Origin of the sequence: Desulfonatronospira sp. MSAO_Bac3, assembly GCF_003838035.1 — a bacterium.
Classification (GTDB): domain Bacteria; phylum Desulfobacterota; class Desulfovibrionia; order Desulfovibrionales; family Desulfonatronovibrionaceae; genus Desulfonatronospira; species Desulfonatronospira thiodismutans.
In genome coordinates this window covers 1-14,413 of the sequence record NZ_QYZY01000309.1, presented here as the reverse complement: position 1 = coordinate 14,413, position 14,413 = coordinate 1, and the positions used below count along the sequence as shown (strand labels likewise).

The following is a 14,413-nucleotide window of genomic DNA, read 5'->3' as shown; positions in this document are numbered from 1 at the left end:
TGACAGCGACATAGCCGAACCTGCGGGAATCTGGATAAGGAAGTGGTTAATCAGAACGAACCACCCCCGGCCCCTCCTTAACCAAGGAGGGGAGTGGTCCGTGCCGCAGGCATAAAATGACAAGTTTTCGTGACAGCGACATAGCCGAACCTGCGGGAATCTGGATAAGGAAGTGGTTAATCAGAACGAACCACCCCCGGCCCCTCCTTAACCAAGGAGGGGAGTGGTCCGTGCTGCACTCATAAACTGACAACCTTGTGTGACATCAACGTACTTAAATGACTGAGCTGAAATGGTAGTTATCTGTAATATGATTGCCTGTCATGATTTAGGGGGATGTGAGGCGCGGGACAGGGCGGAAGTGTTGCTGACGAAAAATCTTGACATGTGCTGTAGATGGCCGTAATTAGGAAAGATTAATGCACGAAAGGAGAAAGTATGGCCAAAGAGGAATCCATAGAAGTCGAGGGCGTAGTGGAAGAGGCCCTGCCCAATGCCATGTTCAGGATAAAGCTGGACAACGGGCATGAGGTCCTGGGACATATTTCCGGAAAGATGCGCAAATTTTACATCCGTATTCTGCCCGGAGACAGGGTCAAGGTAGAACTGTCCCCGTACGATCTTACCCGCGGCCGCATCACCTACCGTTTCAAATAACCCGCATATGTGCCTGCCGCAGCCCCTGCTTTCTCTATAGCTTAATTGCCAGTAAACATGTCCGAAATTGACCTGCACACACACTCCACGGCTTCTGACGGGACCATGACCCCGTATGAGCTTGTGAGCCACGCCAGGAACATAGGCCTTAAAGCCCTGGCCCTTACTGACCATGATACCACCAAAGGACTTATGCAGGCACTGCAGGCCGGGAATGACCTGGGCCTGGAGGTGGTCCCCGGCTGCGAACTGAGCGTCGAATATCCAGGGCTCATGCATATCCTGGGGCTGTGGCTCAGGTCCGATGCCCCGGCCCTGAACAAGGCCATGCAGGAACTGCGGGACAAAAGGAACATGCGAAACGAGGTCATCATTGAAAAACTGCAGAAGCTGGGGATAGATATAAGCTATGCCGAGGTGCAGACCCTGGCCGGAGATGCCTCGGTAGGCAGGCCGCATATTTCGCGTGTTCTCATGGATAAAGGCGTGGTGACCTCTGTTCAGGAGTGTTTTGACCGCTACCTGGGGGCTACAGGTAAAGCCTACGTGCCCAAAGAGAAATTCGACCCGGAAAAGGCCATTTCGGTTTTAAAGGATGAAAACGCCCTGGTGATCCTGGCCCATCCTTTCTCCTTGCAGCTGGATACTGATGCCTTGCGCCGGGAGCTTGTGCGCCTCAAGGATCTGGGTCTGGACGGGGTGGAGGTTTTTTATTCCGAACATACCATTGAACAGACAGAGATTTATGCCTCTCTGTGCCGTGAGCTGGACCTGTTGCCCACAGGAGGCTCGGATTTTCATGGTTCAGTCAAACCGGAAATAGAACTTGGCTCCGGCCGGGGCAATCTCAATCTTTCCTATGCTCTTCTAAAGGCCTTGAAGGAGAAAAGACTTGAGAACGGGCTCTGGGTTTAGGTCCCGGTCATAAGGCACAGGAGTCCCCGGTGAAAGACCCCGCATCCCTCCCGGAACTTTTATGTCCGGCCGGTGACCTGAAGCGTCTGCAGACAGTTCTTTTCTACGGTGCTGACGCGGTCTACCTGGGCGGAACACATCTGAACCTGCGCAGCAAAGCCGCTGGATTTGACTTTGAAAGCCTGCCCCAGGCCCTGGACCTGGCCCGCAGATCAAAGGCCAGGGTATATTTCTGCCTCAACGCCATCCTGCCTCAGAAATACCTGCAAAAAGTCCGCAAATACCTCGAACTTCTGGCCGAAATAAAGCCGGACGGGATAATTGCAGCCGACCCCGGGGTTATTTCCATGGCCCGGGAGCATGCCCCTCATATCCCTTTGCACCTGAGCACCCAGGCCGGAACATACAATGCCCCCTCGGCGCGATTCTGGAAAGAGCATGGAGTGGACAGGGTCAACCTGGCCAGGGAGCTTTCCCTGACGGATATCCGGGAGATGTCCCGCCAGACCGGCCTGCCGCAGCTGGAAATGTTTGTGCACGGGGCCATGTGCATGGCCCTGTCCGGACATTGTCTGCTCAGTGCTCATCTGAATAAAAGATCCGCCAATCAGGGTCTTTGCACCCATCCCTGCCGTTTTGACTACAGGGCCAGGGCCCTGGCCCTGGAGGAAAGGACAAGACCCGGGGAGATCACCTGGCAGGTCTGGGAGGAGGAAGGCTATTCCAGGATTTTCAGTTCCCAGGATCTTTGCCTGGTCAGGTTTCTGGGATGGCTTCGGCGTCAGGGGATTTCTTCTATAAAGATCGAGGGGCGTATGAAGAGTGTGTCCTACCTGGGGGTGACTACAGACGTATACAGGACAGCCCTGGACGATCTTGCCCGTGGTGATTTCAGGCCCGGGCTGTACCTTGAAGAGCTGGCCAGCGTAAGCAGCAGGCCCCTGGGGTCCGGGTTCTTCCTGCCTGCAAACAAAATCTTCAGCAAACCTGCCCTGGAATCAGGGCGTAAAAAGATCCTGGCCAGCGTGGAAAAGAAGCTGGGAGGGCAGAGGTGGTTAGTACAGGTCAAGTCCAGGTGGTCCCGGGACATGGACCTGGAGCTGGTGCTGCCGGGGCTTGAAAGGCCAGGACTGCGGCAGGGAGATTACCTCCTGGAGGGAATAAACCAGGAAGAGCTGCAAACCGCGCATTCAGGTCAGCAGGTGGTTTTGACCACCGCTCATGAGCTTATCAAAGAGCACCTGCTCCTGCGCCGGGCCTGATTTTCGGTTGAAATCAGGTAACTGTTCACCTTAATGATATGACTCCCAGTGGTCCGGAAATTCGGCAAACAGGACGTAAAAACTCGCTCCAAGGAAGCGTAAATCAAAACCTCTTCAAGTTTTTTCAACCAGAAAAGCTTCAATTTATGTTATGCTTTGAATCAAGTTGAGTGTTTAACGGTTTTGATTAACGCTTCCTACGTCGCTCAGACAGTTTACGCCCAGTTTGCCGAACCCCCGGCCCCTGGCTTTTCGTTCAAGGGTGCTGAATAGTTACGAAATCAGTATCTTTCCAGTTCCTGCCGGTAGCAGTCCTGGATGAGTCTGAAGGACTGCTGCATGATATCTTTGCGGGATTTATCAGCTGCGTTTATGGGGCTGAAGATCTCCACATCGGCCTGGACCCGGGAGTGGGTGAAGAGTTTTAATATGTGGGTGATAAAAAGTGTGCGGTGCCAGACCACTCGCCTGCGCCGGGCGGAATTGACCGGCCTTCCGTCCAGGGCGCAGTAGCGGATACATACCGGCTGAACCCTGGTGCCGGCCTGTATGGCGGACTGAAAAAGGGCCGGCTTGAAGGGAAAAAGCCCCTCTCCGTCGGAGGTCCCGGCTTCGGGAAAGAGGGTCAGAACAAAGTCCTGCCTCAAAAGATCCGAGATCTGCCTTATTTCCCGGCGAAGCCCTGCTGGACTGCGTCTCTCCACGAATACTGTGCCGCCGAACCTGGCCATGCGCCCCAGAAAAAAGGTCCTGGAAAGCTCCACTGAAGATATAAACAACATAGGCCTTAATGAGGACAGGATAAAAATATCCTTGTAGGAAAGATGGTTGCAGACCAAAAGGGTACCGGGTCTGATGCCCTGGCCCCCGGTATGATCCACAATGTTCACCCTGACTCCCATGATTTTCAGGAGCAGTGGGCTGAAAAAGCCTGTGTTCCTGGAATACCAGTGCAGCCTCTGATTGAAATCGCGCACCAGTATGGCCACGGTGCAGGAGGCCAGGGCATAGCAGGCTGCCAGGGCCAGGGAAGCTGCAATGCGAAATACACACCTTATCCACTTCATATGTTCAGAGTCCTGTGAGTTCCAAGTCGAAAATAAAAGTGCAGAGATGAAAGCTCAAAACCAATTATCATGGTGAACAGTTACAAGCAAAAAAAGGTTTTTTCCGGTTTTCAAAATATCCGGCCGGGGATTGTCCATGCTACATCCAACTGCTTATGCAAACCTGTGCCGAAATGCAAGGAGATCAAGCCGGAAGCCCCTGCTTGAAAAAGATCCCGGGCTATAGTAGATGTCCAGGACTTAAGCACGAATTCCAGTTCACGTACAAGGAGAAAGCAGCATGCAGCAGACCAAGATTTTACTCGAAGAAAAGGATATGCCCACCAGTTGGTACAATGTCATGCCGGACCTGCCCGAACCCATGGCCCCGCCCCTGGATCCCGAGACCAGAAAGCCCATAGCTCCGGAAAAGCTCTCGGCGATATTTCCCATGTCCCTCATCGAACAGGAGATGTCCGGGGAGCGCTGGATCGATATACCAGAGGCCATTCAGGAGATTTACAGACTTTACAGACCCTCCCCCCTGGTAAGGGCCAGGCGGCTGGAACAGGCCATAGGAAGCAAGGCCAGGATCTACTACAAGGATGAATCCGTGTCCCCGGCGGGCTCGCACAAGCCCAACACCGCAGTGGCCCAGGCATACTACAATAAGATGGAAGGGGTGCGCCGTCTGGCCACAGAGACAGGTGCCGGCCAGTGGGGCACGGCCCTTTCATTTGCCTGCAAAATGCTGGACATGAAATGCACTGTGTACATGGTCCGCTGCAGCTATGACCAGAAGCCCTACCGTGGGATAATTATCCGGGCCTACGGGGGTGAAGTTTTCCCTTCGCCCTCCAGGCATACAAGTGTGGGCCGTAAAGTATTGGAACAGGATCCCAATTCCGGGGGCAGCCTGGGGCTGGCCATTTCCGAGGCCGTGGAAGATGCGGCACAGAATAATGACACCAAGTACGCCCTGGGCAGTGTTTTGAACCATGTTATCCATCATCAGACCATAACCGGGCTGGAAGTCAAGAAACAGCTTGAGATTGCAGGCGAAACCCCGGATGTACTCATTGGCTGCGTTGGAGGGGGCAGCAACTTTGGTGGTCTGGTCCTGCCGTACATGCCGGAAAAGCTCGAGGGTCAAAAGATCCGGTTCATGGCCGTGGAGCCGCAGGCCTGCCCCACTCTGACCAAGGGCAGATTTGCTTATGATTACGGGGACATGGCCAGGCAGACTCCGCTTATCAAGATGTATACCCTGGGGCATGGGTATTTCCCGCCGCCCATTCACTCCGGGGGCTTAAGATACCACGGTGAGGCGCCCATAGTGTCCCACGCGGCCAAGCTGGGGCTTCTGGAGGCCAGGGCATATTTTCAAAACGAAGTTTTTGACGCAGCCAGGCTGTTTATGCAGACTGAAGGGTTTTTGCCCGCCCCGGAAACGGCGCATGCCATCAAAGCCGCCATTGATGCGGCAAAAGAGGCTGATCCAGGCCAGGTGGTAGTTTTTCTTTATTCCGGCCATGGGTTGCTGGACCTGGGATCCTATGATGCTTATCTCAAGGGTGAACTCAAGGATCAGGCCTTTTCCGACGACGAGATCGAAAAGTCTCTGTCGGAATGCCCGGAAATTTAGCAAAAAAAGGAGAAAAAATTATGCTGGATGTATTTAAAAAAGGGGTTCTTACCGGTCTTGGGCTGGTGGTGGTGACAGCAGAAGAACTGGAAAAGAAGGTCAACCAGATGGTGGAAAAGGGAAAGATTTCCGCCGAGGAAGGAGAGAGTCTGGTCCGGGAATTTATTCAGAAGAGCGAAAATCAGCAGTCGGAAGTCCAGGAGTGGCTGTTGAACACGGTCAAGACTGGACGTGAAAGGCTGGAACTGGCTGGACGCGAAGAAGTTCAGGACCTGGAGGCCAGAGTATCCAGCCTGGAAGACAGGGTGTCCGCGCTGGAAAGCCTGAAAATGCAGGCGGAAAAGAAGGAATAGCCCTGTTTTTGCTGCCTGGGCAGTTTTTTAACGGGAAATGCCGGGCAGAGGCTGGACCATATAAAATCCTGTTCCCTTCAAGACGCACCTGCAAAAAGGCAGTCTACACTTTTTGCAGGTGCATCCTTAATATGGGGTAAACTGAATGGATATACGAGCTATAGTCCACCTGGGGCGCTTCCGGGAAATAGTAACCACCCTGGTCAAATACGGGTTTGACGACGTGGTGGACCGCTTAGATGTTCCTGGACGCAAATACCTGGAAAAGATCAGGGTGCATACCATGCATCTTACCAGGTGGGAGCGTATGCGCATGGTGCTGGAAGAACTGGGGCCGACCTTTATAAAATGCGGCCAGATTCTTTCCCAGCGTGCTGACCTGCTACCCAGGGAACTTCTGGAGGAGTTGCGCAAACTGCAGGATGACGTGCCGGCTGAAGAGTTTTCCGAGATTAGAAAAGTCCTGCAGGATAATTTTGCTCAGCCCCTGGAAGATATATTTTCCGAAATCGAGGAGACCCCCATTGCAGCAGCTTCACTGGCCCAGGTGCACAAGGCGTGGCTCAAGGGCAGCAACCAGGAAGTAGCCCTGAAAATTCAGCGTCCGGATATCGCTGAAACCATCAAAAGCGATATGGACATACTGGAAAGGATAGCCATCCGCCTGGACGGGCGTATGGAGTCCTTCAAGGTATACAACCTTCCTCAACTGGTACAGCGTATCAGGAAGCTCATGCTTCAGGAACTCAATTTCGCCCAGGAAATGCGCAACATGCAGGTGGTACGCACACACACCCTGCCCGAGGAAAAGATTCTGATACCGGAAGTGTATCCCGAACTTTGCGGAGAACTGGTCATAACCATGGAGCTGTCCCGTGGCAGCAAGATGAAAGACGTCAGGGTCAGTGAACTCAAGAACAGGGCCAGCCTGGCCAAGAGGGGGCTTAATTTCTCCATCCGCCAGGTCCTGGAGCAGGGTTTTTTCCATGCCGATCCCCATCCGGGAAATATCCTCATAGACGAGGATGAGAATATGATTCTCCTGGACTGGGGCATGGTGGGCCGTCTTACCAACAAGGTGCGCTACGAGCTCATAGACCTCATAGGCGCGGTGGTGGACAATGACGTCGAGGAGGTAACGGAAATACTTATTTCCTTTACCACCGGCCGGGAAAATGTAAACCGGGGCATGCTTCAAAACGAGGTCCTGGAGGTGGTCAGCCATTTCACCCGGCTGCCTTTAAAAGAGGTAAACCTGGGCCAGCTGCTCATGGAGCTGACCACTTTGCTTAGAAATCACGGCAGGATACTGACCACGGATCTGTCCATAATGATCAAGGCCCTGGTTACTGCCGAGGGGACAGCCAGGATGCTCTACCCGGATTTAGACGTTATCAAGGAAGCAGAGCCCATGGTCCGCAGGATGAGCAAAAACCGGTTCAGTCCATCCAATCTTTTGAAGGGCCTGCAGAAAAATATCAGATACCTGATGAGATTTCAGTATGAGCTGCCGCGTCAGACCATGGATATCATCAGCAAGCTGGACCGGGGGGAACTGGCCATACGCTTTCAGCACCAGAACCTGGAGGGACTGCAGTCCACACTGGAAAGAGTGGTCAACCGGCTGGTGGTGGGTATTGTCACCGGGGCCCTGTTTCTGGGCTCTGGCATGATCATAATGGCGGACACGGGACCCAGGCTGTGGGGTTATCCCGCTCTCGGGGTAGTGGGCTACATCATCGCTGTTTTCCTGAGTCTCAGGTTAGTTATGGCCATGGTACGTTCCAGGAAAAGGTGACGATTTACTTTTACTGAGATTCAGGGATTCAGGGATTTAGGTATTTGGGGATTTGGGGATTCAGGGATTTAGGGATTTGGGGATTTGGGGATTAGGGGATTTGGGGATTCAGGGATTCTGGGGTGTTGGGTTTGAGTCTTTCAGGAGCGGGTGTTTTCCTTTTGTAGTTCCTGGGCCAGATTTCTGGCGTAATCAAGTATCAGGTTTTGATCCTTTATGCCCTTATCCCTGGCCCAGGCTGTGGTTTCCCGGATTATCCTTCCCACCAGGGGCCCCGGGGGGATTTTGGCGGCCTGCATGACCTGGTTGCCGGTTATAACCGGTCTGGCCTGCCCGGTGGCTTCATTCAGCAAGGGCCTGATTTTTTTCAGGGCAAGCGCAATTTTTTTCTGCTGTAACTTCCCGTGCTCTTTCCCCCGGGCTGCATGATCGCAGACGGAGGCCCTGGCCAGAAGGGCCCAGTGGGGGTGCTCAACCATCTCCAGGATTTTCGATGGCCGCATTTCATCAAGACCATGCATGCGCATGTGGTTAGCAGCCACTGCCTGCATGGCCCTGGTTATCCTCCCTGGAAGCCTCAGCCTTTGGCCCATTTGCCGGATTATATATTCCGCGGCGCGGTCATGACCGCGGTAGAAGCCCGTGCCGGGGTGCCGGGCGGCAATGTCCGTCTTGCCCAGGTCATGGGCCAGCAAAGCCATATTCAGGGAGTCATGAGCAAGGTCATTGCACTGGATGGCTCTTAGTGTGTGTATGAATACATCACCTTCCGGATGATGCCTGGGGTCATGGTAGAGTCCCTTGAGGGCGTCAACCTCGGGCAGCACGACCGGCAGCAGCCCCAGCCGGTCCAGGAGCCTGATGCCTCTTGCGAACCGCGGTCCGCTCAGGGAGGCCATTTTCAGTATTTCCCGCCCCAGCCTTTCCGGGGCCACGTCGGATATATCCCGGGCCAACCCGGATATGCTCAGAGCTGTTTTCTCCTCTATTTCAAAATCCAGTTCACAGGCAAGGCGAGCCGCCCTGAGCATGCGCAGGGGGTCTTCGGTTATACGTTCCCGGGGATTTTCCACCGCCCGGATCAGTCCCCGGTCCAGATCCTTTTTGCCGTGGAAGGGATCCAGCAGGTCCAGCTGTTCATCCAGGGCCATGGCGTTTATGGTGAAATCCCGGTGCCGGGCGTCCTGTAAAAACAGGCTGTGCTTTGTATCTTCCTGGTCTGGTCTTTCAGCGGGCAGAGAATGTTTTGTTCTGAAAAGAGTGGTTTCCAGATGCTGCCCCTGATGGACTATGCACAGGGTATGAAAAAGGCGGCTCCTGCCTGTCTCAAAGGCCCTGAAATGTTTACGCAGGCTCTCTAAAGGCATATCCGAGGCCAGGTCCACGTCCCTGACCGGGCGTTCAAGGAGAATGTCCCGGACTGCTCCGCCAACCATGAGAGCAGTGAAGCCCAGAGTTTTCATGATGCGTATTACATCTAAGGCCGCGGCTATTTCCGGATGGTCAGGAAGGCTGGAAAGGCTGTGGGCGGCAGGGCTGCACGGGGCATGGGAGCCTGAAAATGGATGATGAATATTGTGAGGGGACATGAAAATGTATTGCCTTTTATTACACTAAGGCAGGCTTTGCCCGCATCCCAGTTATCTGTTATTTGTTAATTGTTAATGGGGTAAGTCAGTTAATTTTGGCTTTTGTTCTTCAGCAATTAACTATTAACTGATAACTATTTCTTGTTTTTTATGACCCCACTTAAACCCTGCTCCACAGGAACGCTTTCAGCGTTGCTTAAGGGGGCAGGCAGGGTTTCAGGAGTAAGCCTAAAGAGGGCAGTCAGTTGCTCTATAGATAAGACCTGGCTCCCAGGTAACGGTTGCGGAAATAGGGAGAAGAAAGGCTGGCCCTGGTGACGTCGCGCCCGCTGGAAGGGGCGTGAATGAATCGGCCGTTACCGATATAGATGCCAACATGGGTCACCTTGCCCTTGTCCCGGGTGTCGAAGAATATCAGGTCTCCCTTTTGCAGGGAGTCCCGGGGTACAGGGGTGCCTGCCTGGTACTGCCTGGCTGCCACCCTGGGAAGATCCAGGCCGTTGTGGCGGTAAACCACCATGGTCAGTCCGCTGCAGTCAAACCCGGAATCCGGGGACGACCCTCCCCACTTGTAAGGCACACCGATGAACTCCCGGGCTGTCTCCACCAACCGGCTGCGGACGTAGTCGGTGCCTTTTTCAACTGCCCGGGCTGAAGGATAGCTTTGTGGATCCACAACAAAGTATTCCTGCAATACCCCCTGTCTCCTGAGGTCCTGGGCCTTTTGTCCTGCCTGCTGGAAGTCTGAAAAATTGCCCACACGGACTTTATACAGACCGTCTTCGTCCTTAAAGTAATAGGCTTCCAGACCCTGCTGCTTCAGGTTTTCCATAAGGGATACAGCATTGTCCAGAACAGAAAACGCTCCGGCCTGGATGCTGTACTGCATACTGTCCAGCTTTTTTTTCGGTGGAGGATGATCCGGTGCAGGTTCCCTCGGCGCGCAGGCGCAAAGCAGGACAAATATCAGCAGCAGGTTGAGAATACCAGGAAGCTGTTTCAGCATGCTGGATTTTTTCCCGATTTTACAGTCAGTGTCAAGAGGCATCTGCAAGAAGGAAGTGTTTCCAGTCCTGCGCGTTTTTGCTTTTTGCAGCTATATTTCCTATGTTTCCACCCTGTCAGGCATTGACTAAACAGGCAGGTTGCGCTTATGTATGGACTAATTTACTTTTAAAAATTCTGTAGCCGGGTTTGTTCAGCAGGCCTGCCCTTACGTGCCGGTTAATAATCTATGAGCAGGGTGATTTCCTTTTCCAACTACAAAGGGGGCGTAGGAAAGACCACCAGCGTGGTCAATACGGCCCATATCCTTGTTCTGCAGGGATACAAAGTGCTGGTTGTCGACCTCGACCCGCAGGGCAACTCCACCTTGACCCTGAGCCGCAGCAATCCATTTGAACACGAATATTCCGTGGGCAACCTTCTGGCTGACCGGGATCTTGCCACTGAAAAGTGCCTGGTGCACACCCCTTACAATGTTGACCTCATCCCGGCCAACCTGAATACCTACTCCCTTGTGGCAGGGCTGCCTGCCAACTCCGCCAAGCGCATTTTCGGCCTGAAAAACAGGCTTGCAGAGCTTGCAGAAACGGGCCGCAAACACGATTATATCCTTGTGGACTGCCCCCCGCAGATAGAAGGAGCCCTTATAACCAACGCCATTGCCGCTTCCGACTATTACATACTTCCCATAGAAGGTGAATCAGTATATGCCCTGCAGGGCGTGGGACATCTCATGCAGGCCATGGAGGCCATCCGGGAGGACAGCAACTCCGGCATCCGACTGCTGGGTGCCCTGATTACCATGTTCGACGGGCGGACTACAGCAGGCAAAACCGTACGCGAAGCCATTGAGCAATATTTTCAGGACCTGCTTTTCAAAAGTGTTGTCCGGAGGAATACAGCCATCAACAAGGCCAACCTGAGCAACAGGTGCGTGTGTGATATGGAGCCAAGGTCAGCAGGATGCCTGGATTATATGGCCTTTGCCCGGGAAATGGTGGCCAGGCTGGATCAGATGCAAAAGCATTAAAGCCAGGGCTTTTGCCACAGTCAGATAAAAATAAAAGACAGGATCAACCTACTCCAAGGAAGTGTTATGGCCAAGCAGAAGCAAAGCAAGCAGAACAGACAGAGTAAGAAAAAAAGGTTTCAGAATGAAAGCGGACAGGCACTGAAAAGTCTCTTGAGTGACCAGGTGGAAAGCAGTCTGAAAAGAGAGATCGGCATCTCCCAGGGAGAGAGTGTTCCTTTAAGCAAAGAAGAACAGGAAGAAAAAAAGTCCCGGCAGGATCAAAGCGAAGATTCTCAGGACGAGGCTTTGGCAGAAGGGTATGATCCCAAAAAAATGCCCGGCTCTAAGGAAACCAAAGCCCAGATCATGGAGCGCATGCAGAATCTTGTGCAGGAGATGGAGCGTCTGGAGCGGGACTACTTTTATATCCAGGCCCGGCTTGACCAGGCCTTGCAGGACAAGAAGGAAAAAGACAATGAGCTGGAACAGCTCCGCTCTCAGAAGGAAGGACTGGAAGACGATCTGTCCAGCAAAGTCATGCTTTTGTCCCAGCACCAGAACAGGGAAAAGGAGCTGAAGGCAGAACTGGACAGAAACATTCAGGCCCGGGAAGAGCTGGAAGAGAAACTAAGAGCCAGAGATAAAGACCTGGAGCAGGCAATAAAGGACAAGGATCAGCAGATACAGGAGCTTAAGTCTGAGGTTGACAGTAATGCCCAGGCCCGGAAAGAACTGGAAGAAAAGCTCAAAGCCAGAGATGAAATCCTGGATCAGGAAATAAAAGACAAGGATCAGCAGTTGCTGGAACTCAAGTCAGAGGTTGACAGTAACGCCCGGATCCAAAAAGAACTGGAAGAGAAGCTGCAGGAAAAAGAAAAGAGATTGGAGCAGGAGGCCGGAGAAAAAGGCAAACTGACCGAGGAAGTGCAGTCCCTGAAAGAGAATGCAGTGGAGCTGCAGGAAAAGATTTCGCGCCTGGAGCAGCATAACAAAGGCCTTGAAGGCGAAAAAAAGGAACTTCTGGACAAGGTTGAGAAGATGAACAAGATAGGCGAGGATAAAAGTATACAAGAGGAAAGCGGAGGGAAAATGTCTGCAAACGACTGGAGAAACAAAGCTGACAAATTGTGGAACGGGGTAAGCTACGTTGCGCCGCAGCAGGCCATAGAGTTTTTGACAGCAGCCATTGAAAAAGACCCGGAGCGGGCCGAACTGCACAATGACCGGGGTCTTGCCAACATGGACGAATACAGGATGCAGGAATCCCTGAACGATTTCAGCACAGCAGTCAATCTAAAGCCAGATTTCGGCGAAGCCTATCACAATCGCGGAGTGGTGCTGCTGAAGCAGGGCAAGGAATTTGCAGCCAGAAAAGATTTTCAGATGGCGGCTTCTCACGGCGTATGGATGGGGCTTAATTATCTGCAGCAGCCAAGGCACAACCCGGGCGTATGGGAAAAGATACTCGCATCCCTGGGATTTAAAAAAGGTGAAAAGAAATGATTATAAAAGTTGTTTTTTATTCCATGTACGGCCATGTTCTGGCTATGGCCCGGGCCGCGGCCCAGGGGGCATCCAGGGTTGCCGGAGCCCGGGTTGATCTTAGAAGGGTGCCTGAAACCTTGAGCAGCGACATCCTGGAAAAAATGGGAGCCCTCGAAGCCGCAAAAGAGATGCAGGATATACCGGTATGTACGGTGGAGGAGCTGGAAGAAGCCCAGGGCATCATATTCGGGACGCCCACTCGATTTGGAAATATGTGCGGGCAGATGCGCCAGTTTCTGGACGGTACCGGGAGTCTGTGGGCCAGGGGTGCTCTGGTGGGCAAGGCTGGAAGTGTTTTCACCAGCAGCGCCACTCAGCATGGCGGGCAGGAGTCCACCCTGCTCAGTTTTCACACTACCCTTCTGCATCACGGCATGGTTGTGGTTGGACTGCCGTATACCTTCCAGGGGCAGATGGGCACTCAGGAAGTCACCGGTGGATCACCTTACGGAGCATCTACTATCGCAGACAGCGATGGTTCGCGGATGCCCAGTCAAAACGAACTGGACGCAGCCATGTTTCAGGGCGGGCATGTAGCCGGCATTGCGGCCAGGCTGGCCTGATCCTTTCCCGGCATGCCCGGGCTGATTTCAGGGCAGCTCATGATCCTCGCCCAGGGCGTCCATGAGGCTTATGGTCAGGCTCAGGAAGTCTGCCTCAGTGAGGATACCCACCAGTTTATCATCCATCACCACCGGCAGGCAGCCGTACTTGTGCTCCAGGAGCAAGCTTGCGGCATCCCTGAGGTTGTCATCGGGGTGAATGGTCTTGACCCTGGTGTTCATGATTTCCTGAACCGGAATACCCATATCCAGCTCTTCCTGGGTCTGAGAGTCCACTCCTGCCAGCTTTGAAACAGTGGCTGAAAGTATATCACGGTGGGTGATCAGACCTGTAAAACACATGTCATGATCCACAATGGGTATATGCCTGATGCGCGCCAGGTCCATGAGAGACCTGGCCAGGGCCAGGTTGTCCGTTGCCTGCAGAGTAAAAATGTCCCGGGTCATGAGATCCTTTACAGTAAGCATAAATTCCTGCCTTGACTCTTTATTTTGCAGCCGTTTATCCTCGAGGTCACTTTGCCTTTTCCCGGAAATATCATTACCTTTGCCCCGTGCGATAGTCAAACAATCTCTCGGGCCTGGGACAGTCCTCTTGAACCGTATGAATCAGTTGTTTCAGGCGGTTTTTCCAGAGGACACGCATCTGCCTGCCAGGTATCCAGAAATTATAAATGGACAGAGGTTGAAAAACTTTTTATGAAGACAGACCTGGTTCCCGCGGTTTTCTGGTTGCAGGTAGTGCGAAACTGATTAATCGTAACCATTCAGGGGGACCTCGTTGGTGGCTGATGGCACAAGGCCAGGGGACTGCCCCCGCTAAGTTATGATTATGAAGCTTCACAAAATTTTGCGTCTGTACTTTTCATATTGGCAGTAAAAGTGTCGCGGGGACTGTCCCCCTGGCCGGTCTCTGCCCCCTGAATGGTTACGATTAAACTGCTGTCCGGTGGTGTAGAAATTGAGCGTTGATCCTAAAAGAGTCCGGGAAAAGATGGTCCGGGAACAGATAGAGGCCCGTGG

Annotated in this window: 13 protein-coding genes; 9 read left to right on the top strand and 4 right to left on the bottom strand. The window is 53.1% G+C overall.

Annotation, left to right across the window (positions count from 1 at the left end):
- Window positions 1-438 precede the first annotated feature (438 nt).
- The 3 genes from infA to D5S03_RS10905 are packed head-to-tail and all read left to right on the top strand — an operon-like array spanning window position 439 to window position 2,834.
- The gene (gene infA, locus D5S03_RS10915) at window positions 439-657 is read left to right on the top strand and encodes a translation initiation factor IF-1 (protein WP_008871736.1); all 219 of its coding nucleotides are present in this window, start codon (window positions 439-441) and stop codon (window positions 655-657) included.
- Between the two features lie 57 nt (window positions 658-714).
- Complete coding sequence (locus D5S03_RS10910) at window positions 715-1,572, top strand: PHP domain-containing protein (RefSeq protein ID WP_287043991.1); 858 nt, start codon at window positions 715-717, stop codon at window positions 1,570-1,572.
- A 29-nt stretch (window positions 1,573-1,601) separates the two neighbouring features.
- Window positions 1,602-2,834 carry a peptidase U32 family protein gene (locus D5S03_RS10905; RefSeq protein WP_287043990.1) on the top strand — a complete coding sequence of 411 codons (1,233 nt, stop codon included), beginning with the start codon at window positions 1,602-1,604 and terminating at the stop codon, window positions 2,832-2,834.
- Window positions 2,835-3,115: 281 nt separating this feature from the next.
- On the opposite strand, the gene D5S03_RS10900 is transcribed toward D5S03_RS10905, so the two are convergent.
- Window positions 3,116-3,901 (bottom strand): lysophospholipid acyltransferase family protein, encoded by a 786-nt coding sequence (locus D5S03_RS10900; protein WP_008871733.1) that lies wholly within the window; start codon window positions 3,899-3,901, stop codon window positions 3,116-3,118.
- A 280-nt stretch (window positions 3,902-4,181) separates the two neighbouring features.
- Here D5S03_RS10900 and D5S03_RS10895 point away from each other — a divergent pair, with 280 nt between their 5' ends.
- The 3 genes from D5S03_RS10895 (at window position 4,182) to D5S03_RS10885 (ending at window position 7,676) form a co-directional block, all read left to right on the top strand.
- A complete protein-coding gene (locus D5S03_RS10895; protein ID WP_287043989.1) occupies window positions 4,182-5,525 on the top strand; it encodes a TrpB-like pyridoxal phosphate-dependent enzyme in 1,344 nt (447 codons plus the stop codon).
- 20 nt (window positions 5,526-5,545) lie between these two features.
- Complete coding sequence (locus D5S03_RS10890; protein WP_008871731.1) at window positions 5,546-5,878, top strand: phasin family protein; 333 nt, start codon at window positions 5,546-5,548, stop codon at window positions 5,876-5,878.
- 145 nt (window positions 5,879-6,023) lie between these two features.
- Entirely contained in the window at window positions 6,024-7,676 is a 1,653-nt protein-coding gene (locus D5S03_RS10885) for an ABC1 kinase family protein (protein ID WP_287043987.1), read from the top strand.
- A gap of 140 nt (window positions 7,677-7,816) precedes the next feature.
- Here the strand turns inward: D5S03_RS10885 and D5S03_RS10880 are convergent, their stop codons facing one another.
- Window positions 7,817-9,265: a CCA tRNA nucleotidyltransferase gene (locus D5S03_RS10880; protein WP_287043985.1), complete on the bottom strand. Its 1,449-nt coding sequence runs from the start codon at window positions 9,263-9,265 to the stop codon at window positions 7,817-7,819.
- Window positions 9,266-9,515: 250 nt separating this feature from the next.
- Complete coding sequence (locus D5S03_RS10875; protein ID WP_208596446.1) at window positions 9,516-10,271, bottom strand: NlpC/P60 family protein; 756 nt, start codon at window positions 10,269-10,271, stop codon at window positions 9,516-9,518.
- 228 nt (window positions 10,272-10,499) lie between these two features.
- Between D5S03_RS10875 and D5S03_RS10870 the strand changes: the two genes are divergently transcribed.
- The 3 genes from D5S03_RS10870 to wrbA all read left to right on the top strand — a co-directional run bounded on the left by D5S03_RS10870 (window position 10,500) and on the right by wrbA (window position 13,390).
- Window positions 10,500-11,300, top strand: coding sequence for a ParA family protein (locus D5S03_RS10870; protein ID WP_008871727.1), 801 nt, complete (start codon window positions 10,500-10,502; stop codon window positions 11,298-11,300).
- Window positions 11,301-11,366: 66 nt separating this feature from the next.
- Window positions 11,367-12,785: a hypothetical protein gene (locus D5S03_RS10865; RefSeq protein WP_008871726.1), complete on the top strand. Its 1,419-nt coding sequence runs from the start codon at window positions 11,367-11,369 to the stop codon at window positions 12,783-12,785.
- Entirely contained in the window at window positions 12,782-13,390 is a 609-nt protein-coding gene (gene wrbA / locus D5S03_RS10860; RefSeq protein ID WP_008871725.1) for an NAD(P)H:quinone oxidoreductase, read from the top strand. Before D5S03_RS10865 ends, wrbA begins: the two co-directional genes overlap by 4 nt.
- Before the next feature lie 27 nt (window positions 13,391-13,417).
- On the opposite strand, the gene D5S03_RS10855 is transcribed toward wrbA, so the two are convergent.
- A complete protein-coding gene (locus D5S03_RS10855) occupies window positions 13,418-13,858 on the bottom strand; it encodes a CBS domain-containing protein (protein WP_008871724.1) in 441 nt (146 codons plus the stop codon).
- Window positions 13,859-14,413 lie beyond the last annotated feature (555 nt).